Annotated in this window: 20 protein-coding genes; 13 read left to right on the forward strand and 7 right to left on the reverse strand. The window is 75.2% G+C overall.

The window, feature by feature from the left end; all coding sequences use genetic code 11:
* Nucleotides 1–32: 32 nt before the first annotated feature.
* The 4 genes from N555_RS25845 to N555_RS0110385 all read left to right on the forward strand — a co-directional run bounded on the left by N555_RS25845 (nt 33) and on the right by N555_RS0110385 (nt 3,172).
* A complete protein-coding gene (locus tag N555_RS25845) occupies nt 33–617 on the forward strand; it encodes a TetR/AcrR family transcriptional regulator (RefSeq protein ID WP_051683939.1) in 585 nt (194 codons plus the stop codon).
* A gap of 20 nt (nt 618–637) precedes the next feature.
* On the forward strand, nt 638–1,549 hold the full coding sequence (locus N555_RS0110375) for a sterol desaturase family protein (RefSeq protein WP_231502691.1): 912 nt from the start codon (nt 638–640) through the stop codon (nt 1,547–1,549).
* 43 nt (nt 1,550–1,592) lie between these two features.
* Complete coding sequence (locus tag N555_RS0110380; RefSeq protein WP_029431421.1) at nt 1,593–2,204, forward strand: class I SAM-dependent methyltransferase; 612 nt, start codon at nt 1,593–1,595, stop codon at nt 2,202–2,204.
* 158 nt (nt 2,205–2,362) lie between these two features.
* Nucleotides 2,363–3,172 carry a hypothetical protein gene (locus N555_RS0110385; RefSeq protein WP_156036309.1) on the forward strand — a complete coding sequence of 270 codons (810 nt, stop codon included), beginning with the start codon at nt 2,363–2,365 and terminating at the stop codon, nt 3,170–3,172.
* Here N555_RS0110385 and N555_RS0110390 read toward each other — a convergent pair.
* Complete coding sequence (locus N555_RS0110390; protein ID WP_029431423.1) at nt 3,165–5,528, reverse strand: CaiB/BaiF CoA transferase family protein; 2,364 nt, start codon at nt 5,526–5,528, stop codon at nt 3,165–3,167. The genes N555_RS0110385 and N555_RS0110390 overlap by 8 nt on opposite strands.
* A gap of 86 nt (nt 5,529–5,614) precedes the next feature.
* Between N555_RS0110390 and N555_RS0110395 the strand changes: the two genes are divergently transcribed.
* From N555_RS0110395 to N555_RS0110405, 3 genes are read left to right on the forward strand one after another with little or no spacing between them, the layout of a single operon-like run.
* Nucleotides 5,615–6,448, forward strand: a complete 834-nt coding sequence (locus N555_RS0110395; protein WP_029431424.1) for an enoyl-CoA hydratase/isomerase family protein — start codon at nt 5,615–5,617, stop codon at nt 6,446–6,448.
* On the forward strand, nt 6,445–7,230 hold the full coding sequence (locus N555_RS0110400; protein WP_029431425.1) for an enoyl-CoA hydratase-related protein: 786 nt from the start codon (nt 6,445–6,447) through the stop codon (nt 7,228–7,230). The genes N555_RS0110395 and N555_RS0110400 overlap by 4 nt, the downstream gene beginning before the upstream one ends.
* 5 nt (nt 7,231–7,235) lie before the next feature.
* On the forward strand, nt 7,236–8,288 hold the full coding sequence (locus N555_RS0110405) for an LLM class F420-dependent oxidoreductase (protein WP_029431426.1): 1,053 nt from the start codon (nt 7,236–7,238) through the stop codon (nt 8,286–8,288).
* A gap of 11 nt (nt 8,289–8,299) precedes the next feature.
* Here the strand turns inward: N555_RS0110405 and N555_RS0110410 are convergent, their stop codons facing one another.
* From N555_RS0110410 to N555_RS0110420, 3 genes are all read right to left on the reverse strand, one after another.
* Nucleotides 8,300–9,220 carry a DUF6910 family protein gene (locus N555_RS0110410; protein WP_029431427.1) on the reverse strand — a complete coding sequence of 307 codons (921 nt, stop codon included), beginning with the start codon at nt 9,218–9,220 and terminating at the stop codon, nt 8,300–8,302.
* A 29-nt stretch (nt 9,221–9,249) separates the two neighbouring features.
* Nucleotides 9,250–9,396 carry a hypothetical protein gene (locus N555_RS27885; protein WP_156036310.1) on the reverse strand — a complete coding sequence of 49 codons (147 nt, stop codon included), beginning with the start codon at nt 9,394–9,396 and terminating at the stop codon, nt 9,250–9,252.
* Nucleotides 9,397–9,473: 77 nt separating this feature from the next.
* Nucleotides 9,474–10,565 carry an HPP family protein gene (locus N555_RS0110420; RefSeq protein ID WP_034509735.1) on the reverse strand — a complete coding sequence of 364 codons (1,092 nt, stop codon included), beginning with the start codon at nt 10,563–10,565 and terminating at the stop codon, nt 9,474–9,476.
* Nucleotides 10,566–10,717: 152 nt separating this feature from the next.
* Between N555_RS0110420 and N555_RS27890 the strand changes: the two genes are divergently transcribed.
* The gene (locus N555_RS27890) at nt 10,718–10,894 is read left to right on the forward strand and encodes a hypothetical protein (protein WP_156036311.1); all 177 of its coding nucleotides are present in this window, start codon (nt 10,718–10,720) and stop codon (nt 10,892–10,894) included.
* Nucleotides 10,895–10,916: 22 nt separating this feature from the next.
* Here N555_RS27890 and rdgB read toward each other — a convergent pair whose 3' ends face one another.
* Together rdgB and rph are read right to left on the reverse strand one after the other, a co-directional pair.
* The gene (gene rdgB / locus N555_RS0110430) at nt 10,917–11,528 is read right to left on the reverse strand and encodes an RdgB/HAM1 family non-canonical purine NTP pyrophosphatase (RefSeq protein WP_029431429.1); all 612 of its coding nucleotides are present in this window, start codon (nt 11,526–11,528) and stop codon (nt 10,917–10,919) included.
* Complete coding sequence (rph, locus tag N555_RS0110435) at nt 11,525–12,265, reverse strand: ribonuclease PH (protein ID WP_029431430.1); 741 nt, start codon at nt 12,263–12,265, stop codon at nt 11,525–11,527. Before rph ends, rdgB begins: the two co-directional genes overlap by 4 nt.
* Nucleotides 12,266–12,431: 166 nt before the next feature.
* On the opposite strand from rph, the gene N555_RS0110440 reads away from it, so the two are divergent.
* The 5 genes from N555_RS0110440 to N555_RS0110460 all read left to right on the forward strand — a co-directional run bounded on the left by N555_RS0110440 (nt 12,432) and on the right by N555_RS0110460 (nt 16,824).
* Nucleotides 12,432–12,836, forward strand: a complete 405-nt coding sequence (locus tag N555_RS0110440) for a YjbQ family protein (protein ID WP_029431431.1) — start codon at nt 12,432–12,434, stop codon at nt 12,834–12,836.
* 59 nt (nt 12,837–12,895) lie between these two features.
* Nucleotides 12,896–13,390: a thioredoxin-dependent thiol peroxidase gene (gene bcp, locus N555_RS0110445; protein WP_029431432.1), complete on the forward strand. Its 495-nt coding sequence runs from the start codon at nt 12,896–12,898 to the stop codon at nt 13,388–13,390.
* 182 nt (nt 13,391–13,572) lie between these two features.
* Complete coding sequence (locus N555_RS0110450) at nt 13,573–14,358, forward strand: hypothetical protein (RefSeq protein ID WP_029431433.1); 786 nt, start codon at nt 13,573–13,575, stop codon at nt 14,356–14,358.
* 136 nt (nt 14,359–14,494) lie between these two features.
* Complete coding sequence (locus N555_RS0110455) at nt 14,495–15,289, forward strand: hypothetical protein (protein WP_029431434.1); 795 nt, start codon at nt 14,495–14,497, stop codon at nt 15,287–15,289.
* The gene (locus tag N555_RS0110460) at nt 15,286–16,824 is read left to right on the forward strand and encodes a multicopper oxidase family protein (RefSeq protein ID WP_081866128.1); all 1,539 of its coding nucleotides are present in this window, start codon (nt 15,286–15,288) and stop codon (nt 16,822–16,824) included. Before N555_RS0110455 ends, N555_RS0110460 begins: the two co-directional genes overlap by 4 nt.
* Nucleotides 16,825–16,831: 7 nt before the next feature.
* On the opposite strand, the gene N555_RS0110465 is transcribed toward N555_RS0110460, so the two are convergent.
* Complete coding sequence (locus N555_RS0110465; RefSeq protein ID WP_029431436.1) at nt 16,832–17,314, reverse strand: DUF4262 domain-containing protein; 483 nt, start codon at nt 17,312–17,314, stop codon at nt 16,832–16,834.
* Nucleotides 17,315–17,400: the final 86 nt, after the last annotated feature.

Consider the following 17,400-nt stretch of genomic DNA (forward strand, 5'->3'; position numbering starts at 1 on the left):
CATACCGAGTACTCGCTTTCTAACGTCGCGGCGTGCCGACCCAGGACCAGCGCCGTGCCACGACCCGCGCGGCCCTCCTCGACGCCGCGCTCGACTGCCTGGTCGACGGCGGCATCGCCGGCTGCACCACGGCTGCCGTCTGCGCTCGTGCCGGCGTCTCCTCGGGCGCACTGTTCAACCACTTCCCCAGCAAGGCGGCCCTGCTCGGCGCTGTCGCCGCCCGGGTGTTCGACGAGGCCGTCGCCGAGTACCTCGCCCGATTCGCCGAGGTGTCGGCACTCAGCGGCGATCCGCTCGGCGACGCCGTCCGGCTGCTCTGGCAGACCCACGACGAGCCCCGCCTGGCCGCCGTCCTCGAGCTCACGGTCTGGGCGCGCACCGACCGCGAGCTGGCCGCGCAGCTGGAGCAGGTGAACGGACCGCACACCGCGCGGGTACTCGGTGTCGCCCGGGACCTGCTGCCCGCCCACGTGGACCACCCGCAGTTCGAGGCGGTCTTCGACCTCGCGGTGAGCGCCGTCTTCGGAGTGGCGCTCGGGGTCGTCGGCGACGCCGAGCGCAAGCACCGGATCGAGACGCTCGTCGCCGTCGTCCACTCCCAGCTGGACGACCGCTGACCCACCCAGGAGGAGAGCACGTGGAACACCTGCGCGGCTCGCTGGCCGACATGGCCGAGGTCGACCTGATCCTCTACGCGGTCCCGGCCTTCGTGTTGCTGATGGTCGTCGAGGCCGTCGTGCTCGGCCGGGAGGCACGAACGGACGCCGGCGACCGCGCCGGCTACACCGTCGAGGACACGCTGGCCAGCCTCGGGATGGGGCTGGGCAGCCTCGTCGTCCCGGTCGCGATCACCACCGTGCTCGGCCTGGGCGGGTACGTGCTGCTGTGGAACGCCACGCCGCTGGACCTGGGCACCGGCTGGCTCGCCTGGACCGTCGCGCTCCTCGGCAAGGACTTCCTCTTCTACTGGTACCACCGCGCCGAGCACGAGATCCGCCTGCTCTGGGCGTCCCACGTCGTCCACCACTCCAGCGAGCGCTACAACCTGTCGACGGCGCTGCGGCAGCCCTGGACGCCGCTGACCGAGTGGCCGTTCGGGGCGGTGCTGATCCTGCTGGGCGTGAACCCGGTGCTGTACGTGCTGGCGACGTCGATCAACCTGCTCTACCAGTTCTGGATCCACACCGAGCTCGTCGGGAAGCTGCCGCGACCGGTCGAGTACGTCTTCAACACCCCGAGCCAACACCGCGTGCACCACGGCCGGAACCCGCAGTACCTCGACAAGAACTACGGCGGCGTCCTCATCCTGTTCGACCGGCTCTTCGGCACCTTCGAGCCCGAGGTCGAGCCGGTGCGCTACGGGATCACCAAGCCGGTCGCCAGCTTCAACCCCCTGCGGATCGCCGCGGCCGAGTACGTCGCCATCGCCCGCGACGTGCGCGCGGACCGCCGGTGGTCGCACCGGCTGGCCCGCCTGGTCCGCGGCCCCGGCTGGTCGCCGGCGCAGGCCCCGTCCACTCTCGCCCAGCCCGCGACGGCCGCCGGCTGAGTGCGTTGCACCCGCGGCGCCGACCGGAGCAGGCTGCGGAGGCATGGGGCTCTACAGCCGGTACGTCCGCCCGCGCCTGCTGGACGCGACCCTCGGAGAGAAGGCCACCGGCGCGATCCGCGACCGCGTGTGCGCCGGCCTGACCGGCGACGTGCTGGAGATCGGCTACGGGTCCGGCCGCAACCTCCCGCACCTCCCGCCCGCCGTCACCGGGGTGTGGGCGGTCGAGCCCTCGACCGGCGCCCTGCGGCTCGCCGCCGGACGGCGGGACAGCGCCGCCGTGCCCGTGACCGTCGCCGCGGCCGACGCGCGCGACCTGCCGTTCCCCGACGACCGCTTCGACTCCGCCCTCTGCACCTGGGTCCTCTGCGGGGTGCCCGACGCCCACCTGGCCCTGGCCGAGGTGGCCCGCGTGCTCAAGCCGGGCGCGGCGCTGCACCTGGTGGAGCACGGCCTCTCCCCCGACGCCGGTGTCGCAGGGTGGCAGCGCCGCAGCAACCGACTCAATCTGGCGATCGCCGGCTGCCGGCTGGACACCGACGTCGCACACCTCCTGGCCGCCTCGCCGTTGACCGTCTCCGCGCTGGACACCTACTACGAGCCGGGGTCACCGCGGCCGGCCGGCTTCATGTACGAGGGTCGCGCCACCGCCTGATCCGCCGTTTCGCCGCCTCCTGGGACCGGTGGGGTGGGTGGGGCGTGCCGAGTTGCGGATCGACACAGCTCAGGCGGGTCGACCTACCGGAACCGATCGGTTCTGCTCTTCTGTGCGCGCGTGGCGGGGGTCACGCGGGGCGGCAGGGAGTGGACGGCATGACGGGGACGGCAGTAGCGGAGCGGCGCAGCTCGGAGTGGGCCTGCGGAGAGGCCCTCGAGGCAGCGGCCGGGTACGTGCAGGGCGTGCGCACCGCCGCCACACCCGCGGCCCGGGCCCGTGCCGCGGCCTCGCGCGACGGCCTCGCCGCCGTCCGCACGGTGCTGCGCGAGCTCCCCGACCACCCGCTGTCCTTCAGCGACGCCCCGGCCGGGCGGGAGCTCCGCGCCTGGTTCCGCCCGGACCGCCGGCTGCCGTTCAACCGGGCACCGATCGCGGTCCTGGAGCTCCCCGGGAGCTCCGCGGAGTACCTGCGCGGACGGCCCCGCCAGGCGCTGCGGACCAACGCGGCCCGCGCCGCGGCCGAGGGCGTGCGGTGCGTGCCCGTCCACGACGCCGGCGAGCTGCACCGGATCGCGGTCGGCCTCGCCGGCCGGCGCGGCGCCACCCCCGAGCACCTCGCCCCGGACCACCAGCGGCCCACCGACGACCGGCTGTGGTCGGTGGCCTACGACGCCGACGGGGACCCGGTGGCGGTCGCGCAGACCGTCGTCGACGAGGGCCGGGCCGGTCTCATCGCCATGGTGAGCGCCTTCGGCCACCCCGCCGCCCGGGTCACCCGATACGCGCTGCAGGCGCACCTCGCCGACCGGCTCATCGACCGCGGGGTGACGACCCTCGCCGTCGGCGGGTCGATGCTCCTCACCAGCCCGGGGACGCGCTACTTCCAGCGCCGCACGGGCTTCGTCCCGGTGCACCTGCGGCCCGACGGCGGCCCGGTCCGCCGGCGGGGCCGGGTGCTCAGTTGACGAACCGCTCGCGGTAGTCCTCCCGCGGCTCGTACGCCACTCCCGCGGCGACCAGCTCGTCGATCTCCCGCTGCGTGAGGCCGATGCCGTCGAGCAGCTCGCGGGTGTGCTGGCCGACCAGCGGCGCGGGCCCGGCGATGCGGCCCGGGGTCTCGGAGAAGTCGATCAGGTGCCCGAACTGCCGGGTGCGGCCGTACAGCGGGTGGTCGTACTCGGCGACCAGCCCGAGCCGCACGTTGTCCGCGTCGTACAGCGGGGCGACGCCGCCCTGGGTGTCCAGCGGGAGCTCGCACGGCACGCCGGCGGCGTCGAGCGTGCGCTTCCAGTTCCAGGACGTGCGGCCGGCGAACGCGGCCTCGAGCACCGGCTCCAGCTCCTCGCGCGGGTCCCCCCGCCGGCTCCCCAGCTCCCCGGCGCCGACGGCGGCACACAGCGCCGTCCACTGCGCGTCGGTGGTGGCGACGACCTGCAGGTACTGCTCGTCCTGGCAGCGGTAGAGCCGGTAGCCGGGGCCGATGCCGTGCAGCCCGGCGTCCAGGTGCGGCCGCTCCACCGGCACGCCGTCGACCAGCAGCGCGTCGGAGGCGAACACCGCACCCCCGTCGAGCAGCGAGGTCCAGAGCTCCTGCCCCTCCCCCGTGCGGTCGCGGTGGGCCAGCGCCAGCAGCACGCCGACCACCGAGAGCACCGCGTTCGCCTGGTCGGTGAAGCCGAACCGGACGTACAGCGGTCGCTGGCCCAGGTGCACCGCGCCCTGCTCGAACTCGATGCCGCTGCTGGCCTGGTACAGCGGGTCCAGCCCACCGGAGCGGCCGAGGGGGTCGGCCAGCCCGTAGGCGTAGGTGTTGCAGTAGATGACGGCCTCGTTCACCGCCCGGCAGTCGGCGTAGCCGATGCCGATCCGGTCGGCCACACCCCGGGTCATGTTGTGGTGGACGACGTCGGCGGTGCGCACGACCTCGAGGGCGAGCTCCCGGCCGCGCGGGTTCTTCAGGTCCAGCGCGAGGGACCGCTTGCCGCGCTGGCAGCCGTTGAAGGGCGCCTGCGCCATCCGCATGTTGTCGCCGGTGACCGGCTCGATCTTGACGACGTCCATGCCGAGGTCGCCGAGCAGCATCGGGCCGAACGGGCCGGCCAGGTACTGGCCGAAGTCGACCAGCCGCAGGCCGCCCAGCGCCGTGGGCTGCGCCGGGCCACCCGACGGCACGGGACCCATCCGCTCGGCACCCCACCCGGCGGCCCGGACGGCCGCGCCGTGCTCGTCGAGCCGGGGCCGCGGGGAGACGATCGCGCCGGGGGTGCCGAGCAGGTGGATCGGCACCCCCATCTGCGTGGTCTCACCCAGCTCGGGGTCGGTCACCTGCGCGACCATGTCGTTGGCGGCCAGCTGCGGGTGCGGCTCGGCCAGCGCCTGCTCGGCCGGGACGATCGGCTCGCAGGCGTGGTTGTTCTCCCGGAGGACGGCGGCCAGGTCGGCGACCTTCCAGGAGAGGAACGCGGCCGCGCGCTCGGCGTGCCACGCCTCCCGCTGCTCCGCCGGCGCGGAGGCCTGCACGTAGGGGTGCGGCTGGTCGATGCCGAGGATGTCCTCGATCGACCGCTTGGGCGTGAGGCCGGACAGCACCGAGAGGTGGATCCAGCCGTCGGCGGCCTGCCAGATCATCCCCTGGTGGATGCCCGGCGGGTACGTCTTCGCCATCACGTCGTGGAAGGCCGGCGCCCAGTGCTCGACGTCCTGCCAGATCTGCGTCGTGTACAGGAACAGCCCCTGCAGCAGCGACGTCCGCACGTGCTGCCCGCGGCCGGTCGTGGCGCGCTGGTGCAGCGCGGCGAGGATGCCCATCGGGGCGAGGAAGACCGCGCCCAGCGAGGGGGTCGGGGCGTGGTTGTAGACCGGGCCCGTCCGCCAGCCGGGCTGCTCGGTCTGCGCGCCGCCGGCGGCCTGGACGAGGGCGTCCCAGCCCGCGCGCTGCTCGTTGCGGTGCCCGACCGGCCAGGCGGACACCGAGCAGTAGACGAGTCCGGGGTGGCGGTCGTGCACGGCGTCGAAGCCGAAGCCGAGCCGGTCCATGACACCCGGCCGGAAGCCCTCGACCAGCACGTCCGCACCGGCGAGGAGGTCCTCGAACACCGCGGCGTCGGCGGCTTGGGTGAGGTCGAGCGCGATCGAGCGGCGGCTGCGGTGCCAGACCGCGCTGCCGGAGTAGCCGCGGAACGGGTCGCCGCCCGGCGGCTCGACCTTGACGACGTCGGCGCCGTGCTCGGCCAGCATCGTCACGCCCACCGAGGCACCCGGGCCCCAGGTGAGGTCGAGGATGCGGATGCCGTCCAGAGCGCTGCCCGAGGGGATCGTCACCGTCGCAGTGTGTCCACGGTCACGCGTCGACACAATGCTCGCTCCGTGGATACCGTCAGCCTTCCGATACAGACCGGAGGACGACGATGTCCGCTCCCGCCGCTGCCTGGGCCGAGGCCGGCCTGGCGTTCCGCGTGGAGGACGGCGTCGCCTGGCTCGTCCTCGACCGGCCGCAGGTCCGCAACGCGATCCACCACCCCCTGCGCGATGCGTTGCTCGCCGCGATCGAGGAGGTCCGGGCCGATCCGGACATCCGTGCCGCCGTCGTCACCGGGAGCGGCACCGCCTTCTGCGCGGGGGCCGACCTCATGTCCCCGCCGCACATCGAGATCCCGCCCGAGCGGCAGCGCGGCGCCCTGGCCAACGTCGCCCGCGAGGACGGCCGGCGGTTCGGCTGGTGGCGGCTGGCCCGGGCCATCTGGGAGAACGAGAAGCCGTTCGTCGCCGCGGTGAACGGACCGGCCTACGGCGGCGGCTGCAACCTGGCGCTGGCCTGCGACCTCGTGGTCGCAGCCGAGTCGGCCCGGTTCAGCGAGGTGTTCGTCAACCGCGGCCTGCCCCTGGAGGGGGCGGGGGCGTTCCTGCTCACCCGGGCACTGAGCCCGGTGCGGGCCAAGGAGATGGCGCTCTTCGGCGAGCCCGTCGACGGGCGGACGGCGGCGGAGTGGGGGCTGGCCAACCGCTGCGTCCCCGACGACGAACTGCTGGCGTTCGCCGGCGACTGGGCACGGCGGCTGGCCGCGGGACCCACGATCGGGATCGGCCACGTGAAGGGCCAGATCAACGACGCGCTGGAGCAGACGATGGAGCAGGTCGCCAAGCAGGAGGTCACGCTGCTGGGCCTGGGCATCGGCTCCGACGCCAAGGAGGCCATGCAGGCGTTCGTCGAGCGCCGCGAGCCGCGGTTCACCGGCCGATGAGCGACAAGGTGCTGGTCGAGCGGCGGGACCACGTGCTGCTGGTGACGATCAACCGGCCCGAGGTGCGCAACGCCGTCGACGGCGAGGTGCACATGACCGTCGGCCGGCTGCTCGACGAGGTCGACGCCGACCCCGACGTCCGCGTCGTCGTCATCACCGGCGCCGGGGACAAGGCGTTCTCCGCGGGGGCCGACCTCAAGGCCCAGGCCCGCGGGGAGACCGTGCTGCCGCCGGGCTTCGAGCACTGGGGGTTCGCCGGCTGGGTGCGGCACCCGATCAGCAAGCCGACCATCGCCGCGGTCAACGGCGCGGCCATGGGCGGAGGCGCCGAGCTGCTGATGTCCTGCGACCTCGCCGTGGCCGCCGAGCACGCCGTCATCGGCCTGCCGGAGGTCACCATCGGGATGATCGCCGCCGACGGCGGCGCCTTCCGTGCCCTGACCCAGCTCCCCGAGCGGATCGGCATGGAGCTGGTGCTCACCGGCGACCCGATCACCGCCGCCCGCGCGCTGGAGCTGCACCTGGTGAACCGGGTCGTGCCCGCCGACCAGCTCGTCGACGCCGCGCTCGAGCTCGCCGGCCGGATCGCCCGGAACGCGCCCCTCGCGGTGCAGGCGAGCAAGCGGATCGCGCTCGGGCTGCGCGACGGCGCCCGGGCCGCCGAGCAGGTGCAGTGGGAGCTCACCCGAGAGCACGCCCACAGCACGTCCGGGTCCGCCGACGCGAAGGAGGGCGTGCGCGCCTTCCTGGAGAAGCGCCCGCCGGTCTGGACCGGGCGGTGACCCGCATGCGGATCGGGATGCCGCTGTCCTACAGCGGGGGCTTCCGCGAGGCCGCCGCCGTCATCGGCGAGTACGAGGCCGCGGGCCTGGACATCGTCTTCGTGCCGGAGGCCTGGTCCTTCGACGCGGTCAGCCAGCTCGGCTACCTCGCCGCCCGGACGACGACCCTGCAGCTGGCCGCCGGGATCCTGAACGTCTACTCCCGGACGCCGGCGCTGCTGGCGATGACCGCGGCCGGGCTGGACTCGGTCTCCGAGGGCCGGTTCACCCTCGGCCTCGGCGCCTCCGGCCCCCAGGTGGTCGAGGGCTTCCACGGCGTCCCGTACACCGCTCCCCTGGCCCGGACCCGGGAGGTCGTCGACGTCTGCCGGCAGGTCTGGCGGCGGGAGCTGCTCGAGCACGACGGCCCGCACGTGCAGGTGCCGCTGACCCCCGAGCGCGGCGGCAGCGGGCTGGGCAAGCCGCTGAAGCTGGTCAACCACCCGGTCCGCGACCGCATCCCGCTGATGCTCGCGGCGCTCGGGCCGAAGAACGTGGCGCTGGCCGCCGAGCTGTTCGAGGCGTGGGAGCCGGTCTTCTACCTGCCGGAACGGGCGGCGGACGCGTTCGGCGGGCCGCTCGCCGAGGGCACCGCGCGCCGGGATCCCGCGCTCGGCCCGCTCGACGTCGTCGCCGACACCTCCCTCCTGGTCACCGAGGACGCCGACGAGGCGGAGCGGGCGCTGCGCCGCGTGCGCCAGCACCTCGCGCTGTACATCGGCGGCATGGGGGCCCGCGGGCGGAACTTCTACAACGACCTCGCCGTCCGGTACGGCTTCCCCGATGCCGCCGGGGAGGTGCAGGAGCTCTACCTCGGTGGGCGACAGCAGCAGGCGGCCGCGGCGCTGCCCGACGAGCTGGTCCGCGGGGTGTCCCTGGTCGGGCCCCGCGGGTTCGTCGCCGAGCGGGTCGCCGCCTTCGCCGAGGCCGGGGCGACGACGCTCAACGCCACCGCGCTCGGCGAGGACCACCCGACCCGCCTGGCCTCGCTCGCCGTCCTCCGGGACCTCACCGCCTGACACCCCTCTCCTCAGCCCAGCCGCACCCGCAGCTCCAGCAGCGTCGAGGGCAGGGCGGGGTCGTCGTCGTCCACCACGGCGAGGAGCGTCACCACCTCGCCGTCCACCCCGCGCAGGGCCAGCCCCTCCACCTTGTGCACGCGACCGCCCGGCGTCGGCAGCGGCGTGACGTCGAGGAGCCGGTCGCCGTCGACCAGGGCCAGCGCGGTGGCGACCACCGGACCGTCGTCGACCGCGTTCGGCGTGTCCTCCGCCGCCGCGCTGAGCAGGGTCCGCCCGTCCGGCAGGGCGACGGCGTCGGTCACCGCCAGGCCGACGCCCGCGACCTCGCCCAGGTCGTAGCGGTGGACCGCGCCGACCGGTACCGACGCCGCACCCGTCCCGTCGAGCACGGCGCGGACCAGGGGCGCCAGGGGGAGGTCCACCCCCGCAGAGGGCACGCCGGCGGCCAGGTTGCCGCGCTGGAACCAGCGCACGGTGTCCCCGTGCCGGCTGGCGCCCTCGAGGTTCAGCCGGTCCGGCGGCACGCCGAGCGCCTGGGCGACCCGCTGGTACAGCGGGGTGAGGTCGGCGGCCACGGCGACCGGCACCCCACCGGCGAGGCGCACGAGCACGCCCCGCATGCGGCGGGGCGACGAACCGGAGCCCAGCGCGAGCACCGCCGGGGCGCCGTCGACCTCGACCGGGCAGGCGACCTCGAGGTCGGGCTTGAGGTGCTTGGTCCCCGCGCGCTCGCTGAAGTGGTCGAGCCCGTCGACCGGGGGGAGCAGCCGCACCGGGAGGACCGAGTCCGGCCGGAGCCAGGCGGCGGTCGTGGCGTCGTCCTGCACGACCAGCCAGCCGTCGCCGAGCGGGGCGATCCCGGAGGCGGCGGTCACCGGCGTCCCGTCGTCGAACCGCAGCTCGCGGACCGCCGCCACGTCGATGCGCACGGTTCCCGGATGCCCTCCCCCGGGCCGCGTCACTCCTGGACGGCGGGGCCCTCGACCGAGTGCGGGAAGGGGTCGGCGTCCGGGGAGAACGACCCGACCGACGCGACGAGGGGCAGCGCCGCCGCCGCGCCGACCACGGCGAGCGACGACAGCAGCTTCTGCAGGAGGGACGGCACCGGCTGATCCAAGGCGACGCCGTCCGCGCGCGGTACCCCCGCGGCCAATCTCCGCCCGATGCGGTTACGCCCCGCGGTCAGGAGCCGACCAGCGCCCGGTGCAGCACGGCGATGAGCTCGGTCCGCGTGATGATCCCGACCAGCCGTCCGTCGCCGTCGACCACGGGCAGGTTGCGCAGCCCGCGGTCGGTCATCAGCTCGACCAGCTCGGCCACCGGCGTGTCCTCGGAGACGGTGGTGACCGGCGTCGTCATCACCTTCGACACCGGGTCGAACTCGACGACGTCGCGGTTGAACAGGTCGAACACCGTGATGATCCCGACGACCCGGTGCTCGGCGTCGACCACCGGCACCGCCTTGACGTGGTGCTGGTTGATCACCATCCGGGCCCGGTACAGGGTGTCCCCCGGCAGGACGCTCTTCACGTCCCGCGCCATGAGGGCGCCCACCCGCAGTCGCCCGAGCCGGCGGTCCAGTGCGTGCGCCTCCGCATCACGGACGAGCGCGACGACGTCGCCGGGCAGCACGTCCAGGCCGCGGTCGAGCCGGGCGATCGCCCGGGTGACGTCCTCGGTGGAGACGCCGACCCGCTCGCTGGGCGCGAGGTCGGTGCCCTGGCTCGGCGGCGGGGGCGGGGGCACGTGCGGATACGGCCGGCCGGTCAGGTTGTTGACCAGCGCGCCGACCGCCAGCAGGACGACGGTGTTCACGCCGACCGGCAGGACGGCGAAGGCGTATCCCTGCTCGGCCACCGCCGAGCCGCCGACCGCGGCGAACAGCGCGCACGCACCGCCCGGCGGGTGCACGCAGCGCAGCAGCATCATGACCACGATCGCGCAGCCCACGGCGACCGCGGCGGCCAGCGCCACGTCGTCGATCAGCTTCCCGGCGGTGACCCCGACCAGCGTCGAGACGACGTTGCCGACCAGCACCGACCACGGCTGCGCCAGCGGGCTGGCCGGCGCGGCGAACAGCAGCACCGCGGTGGCGCCCATCGGCGCCACGATGAAGGGCAGCGCCGCCGGTCCGCCCGGCAGCACCCGGGCCGCGAGCGCGGCGACGACGATGCCCACCAGCGCACCCAGGCCGCCGCGGGCGAGGTCGAGGGGCCGGTAACCGACCGGCCCGGGACGCAGGGAGGCCAGCCAGGCCCGGCGGTCGGCGTGCACCCGGAGTCCTCTCCCGACGGCGCCGTCGCCGTCGACCGCGGCGACCCTAGCCGCGCCGTCGGCCCCGCGGCCGGCACGGCGCGTCACCCGATCGGGTCGGGTCGCCTCCGCCGTGACTGCGGGACGACGGCGACCGTGCCGACGTCCGGAGCATGACCGCTGTCCTCCCCCACGCTCCCGGCCGGCACCGCGCTCCCGAGACCGCCGACGAGCCCGGCTGGGCCTCGCCCGCCGACTTCCGCGCCGCGTGGATGCGCACCGGCCGCCACGCCGCTCCCGAGGCGGGCGACCCCTTCGACTGGCTGGGCTCCGCGCCGGCCGCCGGCTGACCCGGCGTCCTCGTGCTGCGGTTCAGCGCTCCCCGAGCGCCTCGGCGACCACCGGGACCAGGGCCGCGAAGGCCTGGGCCCGGTGGCTCCTCGCGTCCTTCTCCCCGGGTGCGAGCTCGGCGGAGGTGAGCTCCAGCCCGTCGGGCACGAAGACGGGGTCGTAGCCGAAGCCGTTGGTCCCCCGCGGCTCGCGGACCACCCGCCCGCGCCACTCGCGCTCGAGGACCCACTCCCCGCCGTCGGGGGTGACGAGGGCCGCGGCGCAGACGAACCCCGCGCCGCGCCGCTCGTCGGGCACGTCGGCGATCTGCGCGAGCAGGAGGGCGGTGTTGGCGGCGTCGTCCCCGTGCCGGCCCGACCAGCGCGCCGACAGGATGCCGGGCATCCCGTTGAGCGCGTCGACGGTGATCCCCGAGTCGTCGGCCACCGCCGGCAGACCCGTGTACCGGACCGCCTCGCGGGCCTTGAGCAGCGCGTTCTCCGCAAACGTCGCACCGGTCTCCGGCGCCTCCTTGTACTCCGGCACGTCGCGCAGGCCGACGACGGTGACGCCCGGGACCGCGCCGGCCAGCAGCCGCTGCAGCTCGGCCAGCTTGCCCGCGTTCCGGGTCGCGAGGACCAGCCGGGTGCTCATGCCGACAGGGCCCGCTGCTGGATCGCGGTCAATTCGGCGCAACCGGCGACGGCGAGGTCCAGCAGGGCGTCGAGGGTCGGCCGGTCGAACACCGCACCCTCCGCCGTCCCCTGCACCTCGACGAACCCGCCGTCGCCGGTGCAGACGACGTTCATGTCGGTGCCGGCGCGGACGTCCTCCTCGTAGGCGAGGTCCAGCCGCGGCTCGCCGTCGATCACGCCGACGCTGACCGCGGCCACCGACCGCGGCAGCGGCTGCGCCTTGCCCAGCTTCCCCCGCTCACCCAGCCAGGAGACGGCGTCGGCCAGCGCCACGTAGGCGCCGGTGATGGCCGCGGTCCGGGTCCCGCCGTCGGCCTGGAGGACGTCGCAGTCGAGGGCGATGCTGTTCTCGCCGAGCGCGGCCAGGTCGATCGAGGCGCGCAGCGAGCGGCCGATCAGCCGGCTGATCTCGTGCGTCCGTCCCCCGATGCGGCCCTTCACCGACTCGCGGTCGCCGCGGGTGTGCGTGGCGCGCGGCAGCATCGAGTACTCGGCGGTCACCCAGCCCAGGCCGGAGCCCTTGCGCCAGCGGGGCACGCCCTCGGTGACGCTGGCGGCGCAGAGCACCCGGGTGCGGCCGAACTCCACCAGCACCGAGCCCTCGGCGTGGTCGAGCCAGTTGCGGGTGATCGTGACCGGGCGCAGCTGGTCGGCCGCGCGGCCGTCGGGACGAGGGGTCTGCGGGGCGGGAGTCACGTGAGTCGACAGTAGTGCGCTGCTGTGGGCACACCCGGGCTGACCCGCGCTCCGGCGACGATCAGGTGACCTGATCCCCGCGCGTCCTCCCCCACCGTCTGCGGTGAGGGAGGACGCGCTGCGGTGCGGGAGGACGACGGACCGGGGCTCCGGCAGGATCGGCGCCATGCGATCCGAGCTCCGTGCCGTCCGGACCGGCGGTGCGCCCGCCGTCGTCGACCTGACCGACGAGTGCGCCGCGTTCGTCGCCGCCGAGACCGACGGCCTGCTGCAGGTGTTCGTGCCGCACGCGACCGCCGGCATCGCGATCATCGAGACCGGGTCCGGCAGCGACCCCGACCTGCTGGCCCAGCTCGACGTCCTCCTGCCACCCGACGACCGCTGGCGGCACCGGCACGGCAGCCCGGGGCACGGCCGCGACCACGTGCTGCCGGCGTTCGTGCCGCCGCACGCCACCGTCCCGGTGCTGGAGGGCCGCATGCAGCTGGGCACCTGGCAGCGGATCTGCCTGGTCGATCCCAACGGGGACAACCCGCAGCGCCACGTCCGGCTGTCCTTCCTCCGGGGCTGACCGGCCGGCCGCACCCTCCGGCGTGGATCCGGTCGGCCGAGCACGGCAGGATGCGCGGCATGACCGACACCGCCTCCACGGACGCCGCCCCCGTCCGGCTCTCCCCCGGTGACCCGGCGCCGGACTTCACCCTCCCCGACGCCGACGGCAACCCCGTCGCGCTGTCGGAGCACCGCGGGCGCCGCGTGATCGTCTACGCCTACCCGGCCGCGCTCACCCCGGGCTGCACGACGCAGGCGGTGGACTTCACCGCCGCCGCCGGCGAGCTCGCCGAGGCCGGGCTGGACATCATCGGGATCTCGCCCGACCCGCCGGCCAAGCTGCTGCGCTTCCGCGACAAGGAGCAGCTGGGCATCACGCTCGTCTCCGACGTCGACAAGGCGGTGCTGCGGGCCTACGGCGCCTTCGGGCCGAAGAAGCTCTACGGCAAGGAGGTCGTCGGGGTGATCCGGTCGACCTTCGTCATCGACGCCGACGGCCGGATCGAGAAGGCCGCCTACAACGTCAAGGCCACCGGCCACGTCGCCAAGCTCCGGCGCGACCTCGGTCTCTGACCCGCTCGCCCCCGACGCCCCGCCCGGCCCCGGCCCGGCGGGGCGTCGTGCGTGTGGGCTGCCCCCGCCGGCTGCGAGGGGTTGACCGCCGCGGAGCCGGGTGCTGGCACCCCCGCCGAGGGCCCCGGTCGGACCCGACGATCGATCCGTCGTCGTCCGTCCGCTCGAGAGGCCCGATCCCCATGACCCGCAGCACCCACCTCACCCGTGCCCTCGCGGGCGGCTCGCTCGCCACCGTGCTCCTGCTCGCCGGCTGCGGGTCCTCCGACGACGACGACACCGCCGAGGCGGCGTCGAGCGGTACGGCGAGCAGTTCCGCCGCGGCCGACGTGGACGACTTCTGCCAGGCGGTCATCACCATGGACGCCCTCCCCTCGCCCGAGAGCGACACCCCGAGCGCCGAGGAGTCGACCGCGTTCGGCGAGCAGCTGGCCGAGCCGGTCCAGACGATCGTCGACGCCGCGCCGGACGCGGCCGCCGACGCCGCGGCCGACCTCGCCGAGATCCAGCAGCGGCTGACGGACGGCGACGGCTCCGTCTTCGCCGATCCCGCGACCTTCGAGACCCTGAACACGATCGAGCAGGCTGTCGCCGACGAGTGCGGGTACACCAACGTCGCCGTGTCCGCCGTCGACTACAACTTCGAGGGCGTGCCGGCCACCCTCCCCGCCGGCGAGACGAACTTCCTCATGGCCAACATGTCCGACCACGACCAGGAGCACGTGATGCTCGTGGCCCGGCCGACCGACGGGCAGGCGATCACACCCGTCGAGTTCATGGCCGACCCCGAGGGCAGCTTCGGTCGCCTGGAGATCGTCGGAGGCGCGTTCGCCCCGCCGCACACCCAGGGCGGCATCACCCTCGACCTCGAGCCGGGCAGCTACCTGCTCCTCTGCCCGATCTCGGCCGACGAGACGTCTCCCCCGCACTTCGTGCTCGGCATGATCACGTCGCTGACCGTCGCCTGACCGTGACCGCCGCCGCGCACGGGCCGAGGTCCCGGGACCGGTTCCCGGCGGATCGGGACGGCCGTCCCTCGTGCCCGGGTCACGCGCCGCGCGAGGGTCCGGTGGACGCGACCACCGACCCTCGGGGAGACCTCCCATGTCCCGCACGACCACCTCGACCCGCCTGCTCGCCGCGGGCTGCCTCGCCGCGATGCTGGCGGCCGCCGGCTGCAGCACCGACGACGACGGCGGCGACACCCCGACGTCGGCCGCCGGCGACACGGCCGAGGTCACCCCGGCGGACACCGACGCCTTCTGCCAGGGCGTCGTCGACTACGACGCCACGCCCCGGCCGGAGGGCGGGGAGACCGGTGAGCCCAGCGCCGAGGACGTCGCCGCCTTCGGCGAGGCTCTGGCCGACCCGGTCGCGGCGATCGTCGCGAACGCCCCGGACGCCGCCGCCGACGCCGCCGCGACGCTGCACCACGTGCAGCAGCAGCTGGCCGGCGGCGACTCGAGCGGGCTGTACGAGCCCGGCACCGCCGACGCGGTCGGCACCATCGAGAGCACGGTGGCCGACGAGTGCGGTCACACCGCCGTCACCGTCACCGCCGTCGACTACACGTTCGAGGGCGTCCCTGCCGTGCTCGACGCCGGCCTCACCACGTTCGTGATGCCCAACGAGACCGAGGCCGGGGAGGAGCACGTCATGCTCATCGCCGCCGTGGCCGAGGGCCAGACGCTGACACCGGAGGAGTTCGTCGCCGACCCGGAGGGCTCGTTCGCGGAGATCGAGCTGCTGGGCGAGACCTACGCCCCCGCGGGCGCGACCGGCGGGGTCACCCTCGACCTGCCGGCCGGCGACTACCTGCTGATCTGCCCGGTCAGCCACGACGAGGCCAGCCCGCCGCACTTCATGCTCGGCATGATCGCGGCCGTCACGGTCGCATGAGCCGCGGTGCCGCCGGGAGGACCGGTCGCCCCGGCGCCCCCCGGCGGCCCCCGATCGGCGTGCTCAGCCGGCGGGCGCTGCTGGGCGGCGCACTCTCCGCGCTCTCCCTGCCCCTGCTGTGCGCCTGCACCGCCGACCCCGCCCGCTCCGCCGCTTCGTCGTCGCCCCGGCGCCCTTCCCCCGCGCTGGCCGACGACGGCACCCCGATCGTCGCTGCCCCGCCGGCGGCGCCCTCCAGGGTCGACGCCGACGGGGTCCGGGTCTTCCGGCTGCGGGCGCAGGCCGGGACCGCGCAGTTCCGCGCCAGGACCGACACCCCCACCTGCGGCTACGAGGGCGCCTACCTCGGCCCGACGCTGCGGGCGCGGCGCGGGGAGACGGTGCGGGTGGAGGTGGTCAACGAGCTGCTGGAGGAGACCACGCTGCACTGGCACGGCATGGAGCTGCCGGGCGCCGCCGACGGCGGCCCGCACGCCCCCGTCGCGCCCGGAGGCACCGTCTGGCCCAGCTGGACGGTCGCCCAGCCTGCGGCCACGCTCTGGTACCACCCGCACCCGCACGGGGCCACGACCGGTCAGGTGCTGCGCGGCCTGGCCGGCGTCTTCCTCGTGGACGACGACGACGCGCCACCCGGGCTCCCCTCCGAGTACGGGGTGGACGACGTCCCACTGCTGCTCTCCGACCCCCGGTTCACCACCGACGGGCGGATCGACGAGGAGACGCGGACGGCGATCGGGCCGCTGGGCGACGCGGTCCTGGTCAACGGGGTGGCCGGCGGCTGCCTCCCGGTGACCTCCACCCGGGTGCGCCTCCGGGTGGTCAACGCCTCCCCGGCCCGGGTCTACGCGCTGGCCGCCGCCGACGGCCGGGAGCTCACGCTGGTCGGCACCGACGGCGGTCTGCTCGCGGCACCGCTGCCGGTGCGGTCGGTGCGGCTCTCCCCCGGCGAGCGCGCCGAGGTGGTGGTCGGGCTGGACCCCGGTGAGCGGATCGGCCTGGTGTCCCTGCCGCCGGACCTGGGCCTGCTCCCCCAGCTGGCCGAGACCTACGGTGCCGCGGAGCCGCTGCCGCTGCTCGAGCTGCGTGCGGCCGCAGAGCTCGCCCCGTCGCCGGAGCTCCCGGCCGCGCCGGCCGACGTCCCGGCCCCCGACCCGGCCACCGCGACCGGGGAGCAGACGTTCCAGCTGTCGGCCGGCCGGATCAACGGGCAGGTCCACGACCCGGGGCGGATCGACCTGCGTGTCCCGCTGGGCGCCACCGAGGTGTGGACGGTCACCAGCGGGCACGAGCAGCCGCACAGCTTCCACCCGCACGGCGTCCGCTTCCGGGTGCTGTCGGTCGGCGGGGCACCTCCGCCGCCGGAGCTGGCCGGGTGGAAGGACACCGTCTACGTCCCGCCCCGCACCCCGCTCCAGCTGCTGGTGCACTTCGCCCAGCCGGCCGACGACCGGACGCCGTTCATGTACCACTGCCACGTCCTGTGGCACGAGGACCAGGGGATGATGGGCCAGTACGTCGTCGACCCCGCCGGCTGAGCCGCGGTCAGGCACTCCACTCCCCCGGCCGGGCCTGGCCGCCGGGGGGCTCGGTGTAGCCGTCGTCCCACGGGAAGCGGCCCTCGGCGTCGGGCCAGGTCAGCTGGTGGGCGGGCACCGAGAACTCGTCCGGCCGGCGGTACCAGCGGTTCGCGCCGAACACGACCTCGCCGGGGTTGGGGCACACCTCCACGACCAGCCGGCCGCCGGTCTCCCGGCTCAGCTCCTCGCCGGGGACGAGGTCGCGGCCGGCGATCACGAGCGCCGCGGCCCAGTTCAGCATGCCGCGGGCGACGGCGGGCCCGACCCCGCTGACGACGAGCTCGGGGTGCCCGAGGCCGAACAGCCCGATCGTGTAGGCGAAGGGCGGCTGGCCGGACTCCTCGCCGGGGCCGACCCACTGCACCGCCCAGCGGTGCTCGCGGAGGACGGCGGCGAGGTGGGCGTCCTCCTGGTCGAGGAAGGCGGTGATCTGCGGGTCGAGGGACATGGGCGGAGCCTGTCCGGCGGGACCGACCTCCCGCTGGACGCCGCCGGGCGGACTGTGGACGGCGGCCGGCCTGTGGACGGTGCCGC

Source organism: Blastococcus sp. URHD0036 (genome assembly GCF_000701365.1).
In the GTDB taxonomy this organism is placed as follows: Bacteria; Actinomycetota; Actinomycetes; order Mycobacteriales; family Geodermatophilaceae; genus Trujillonella.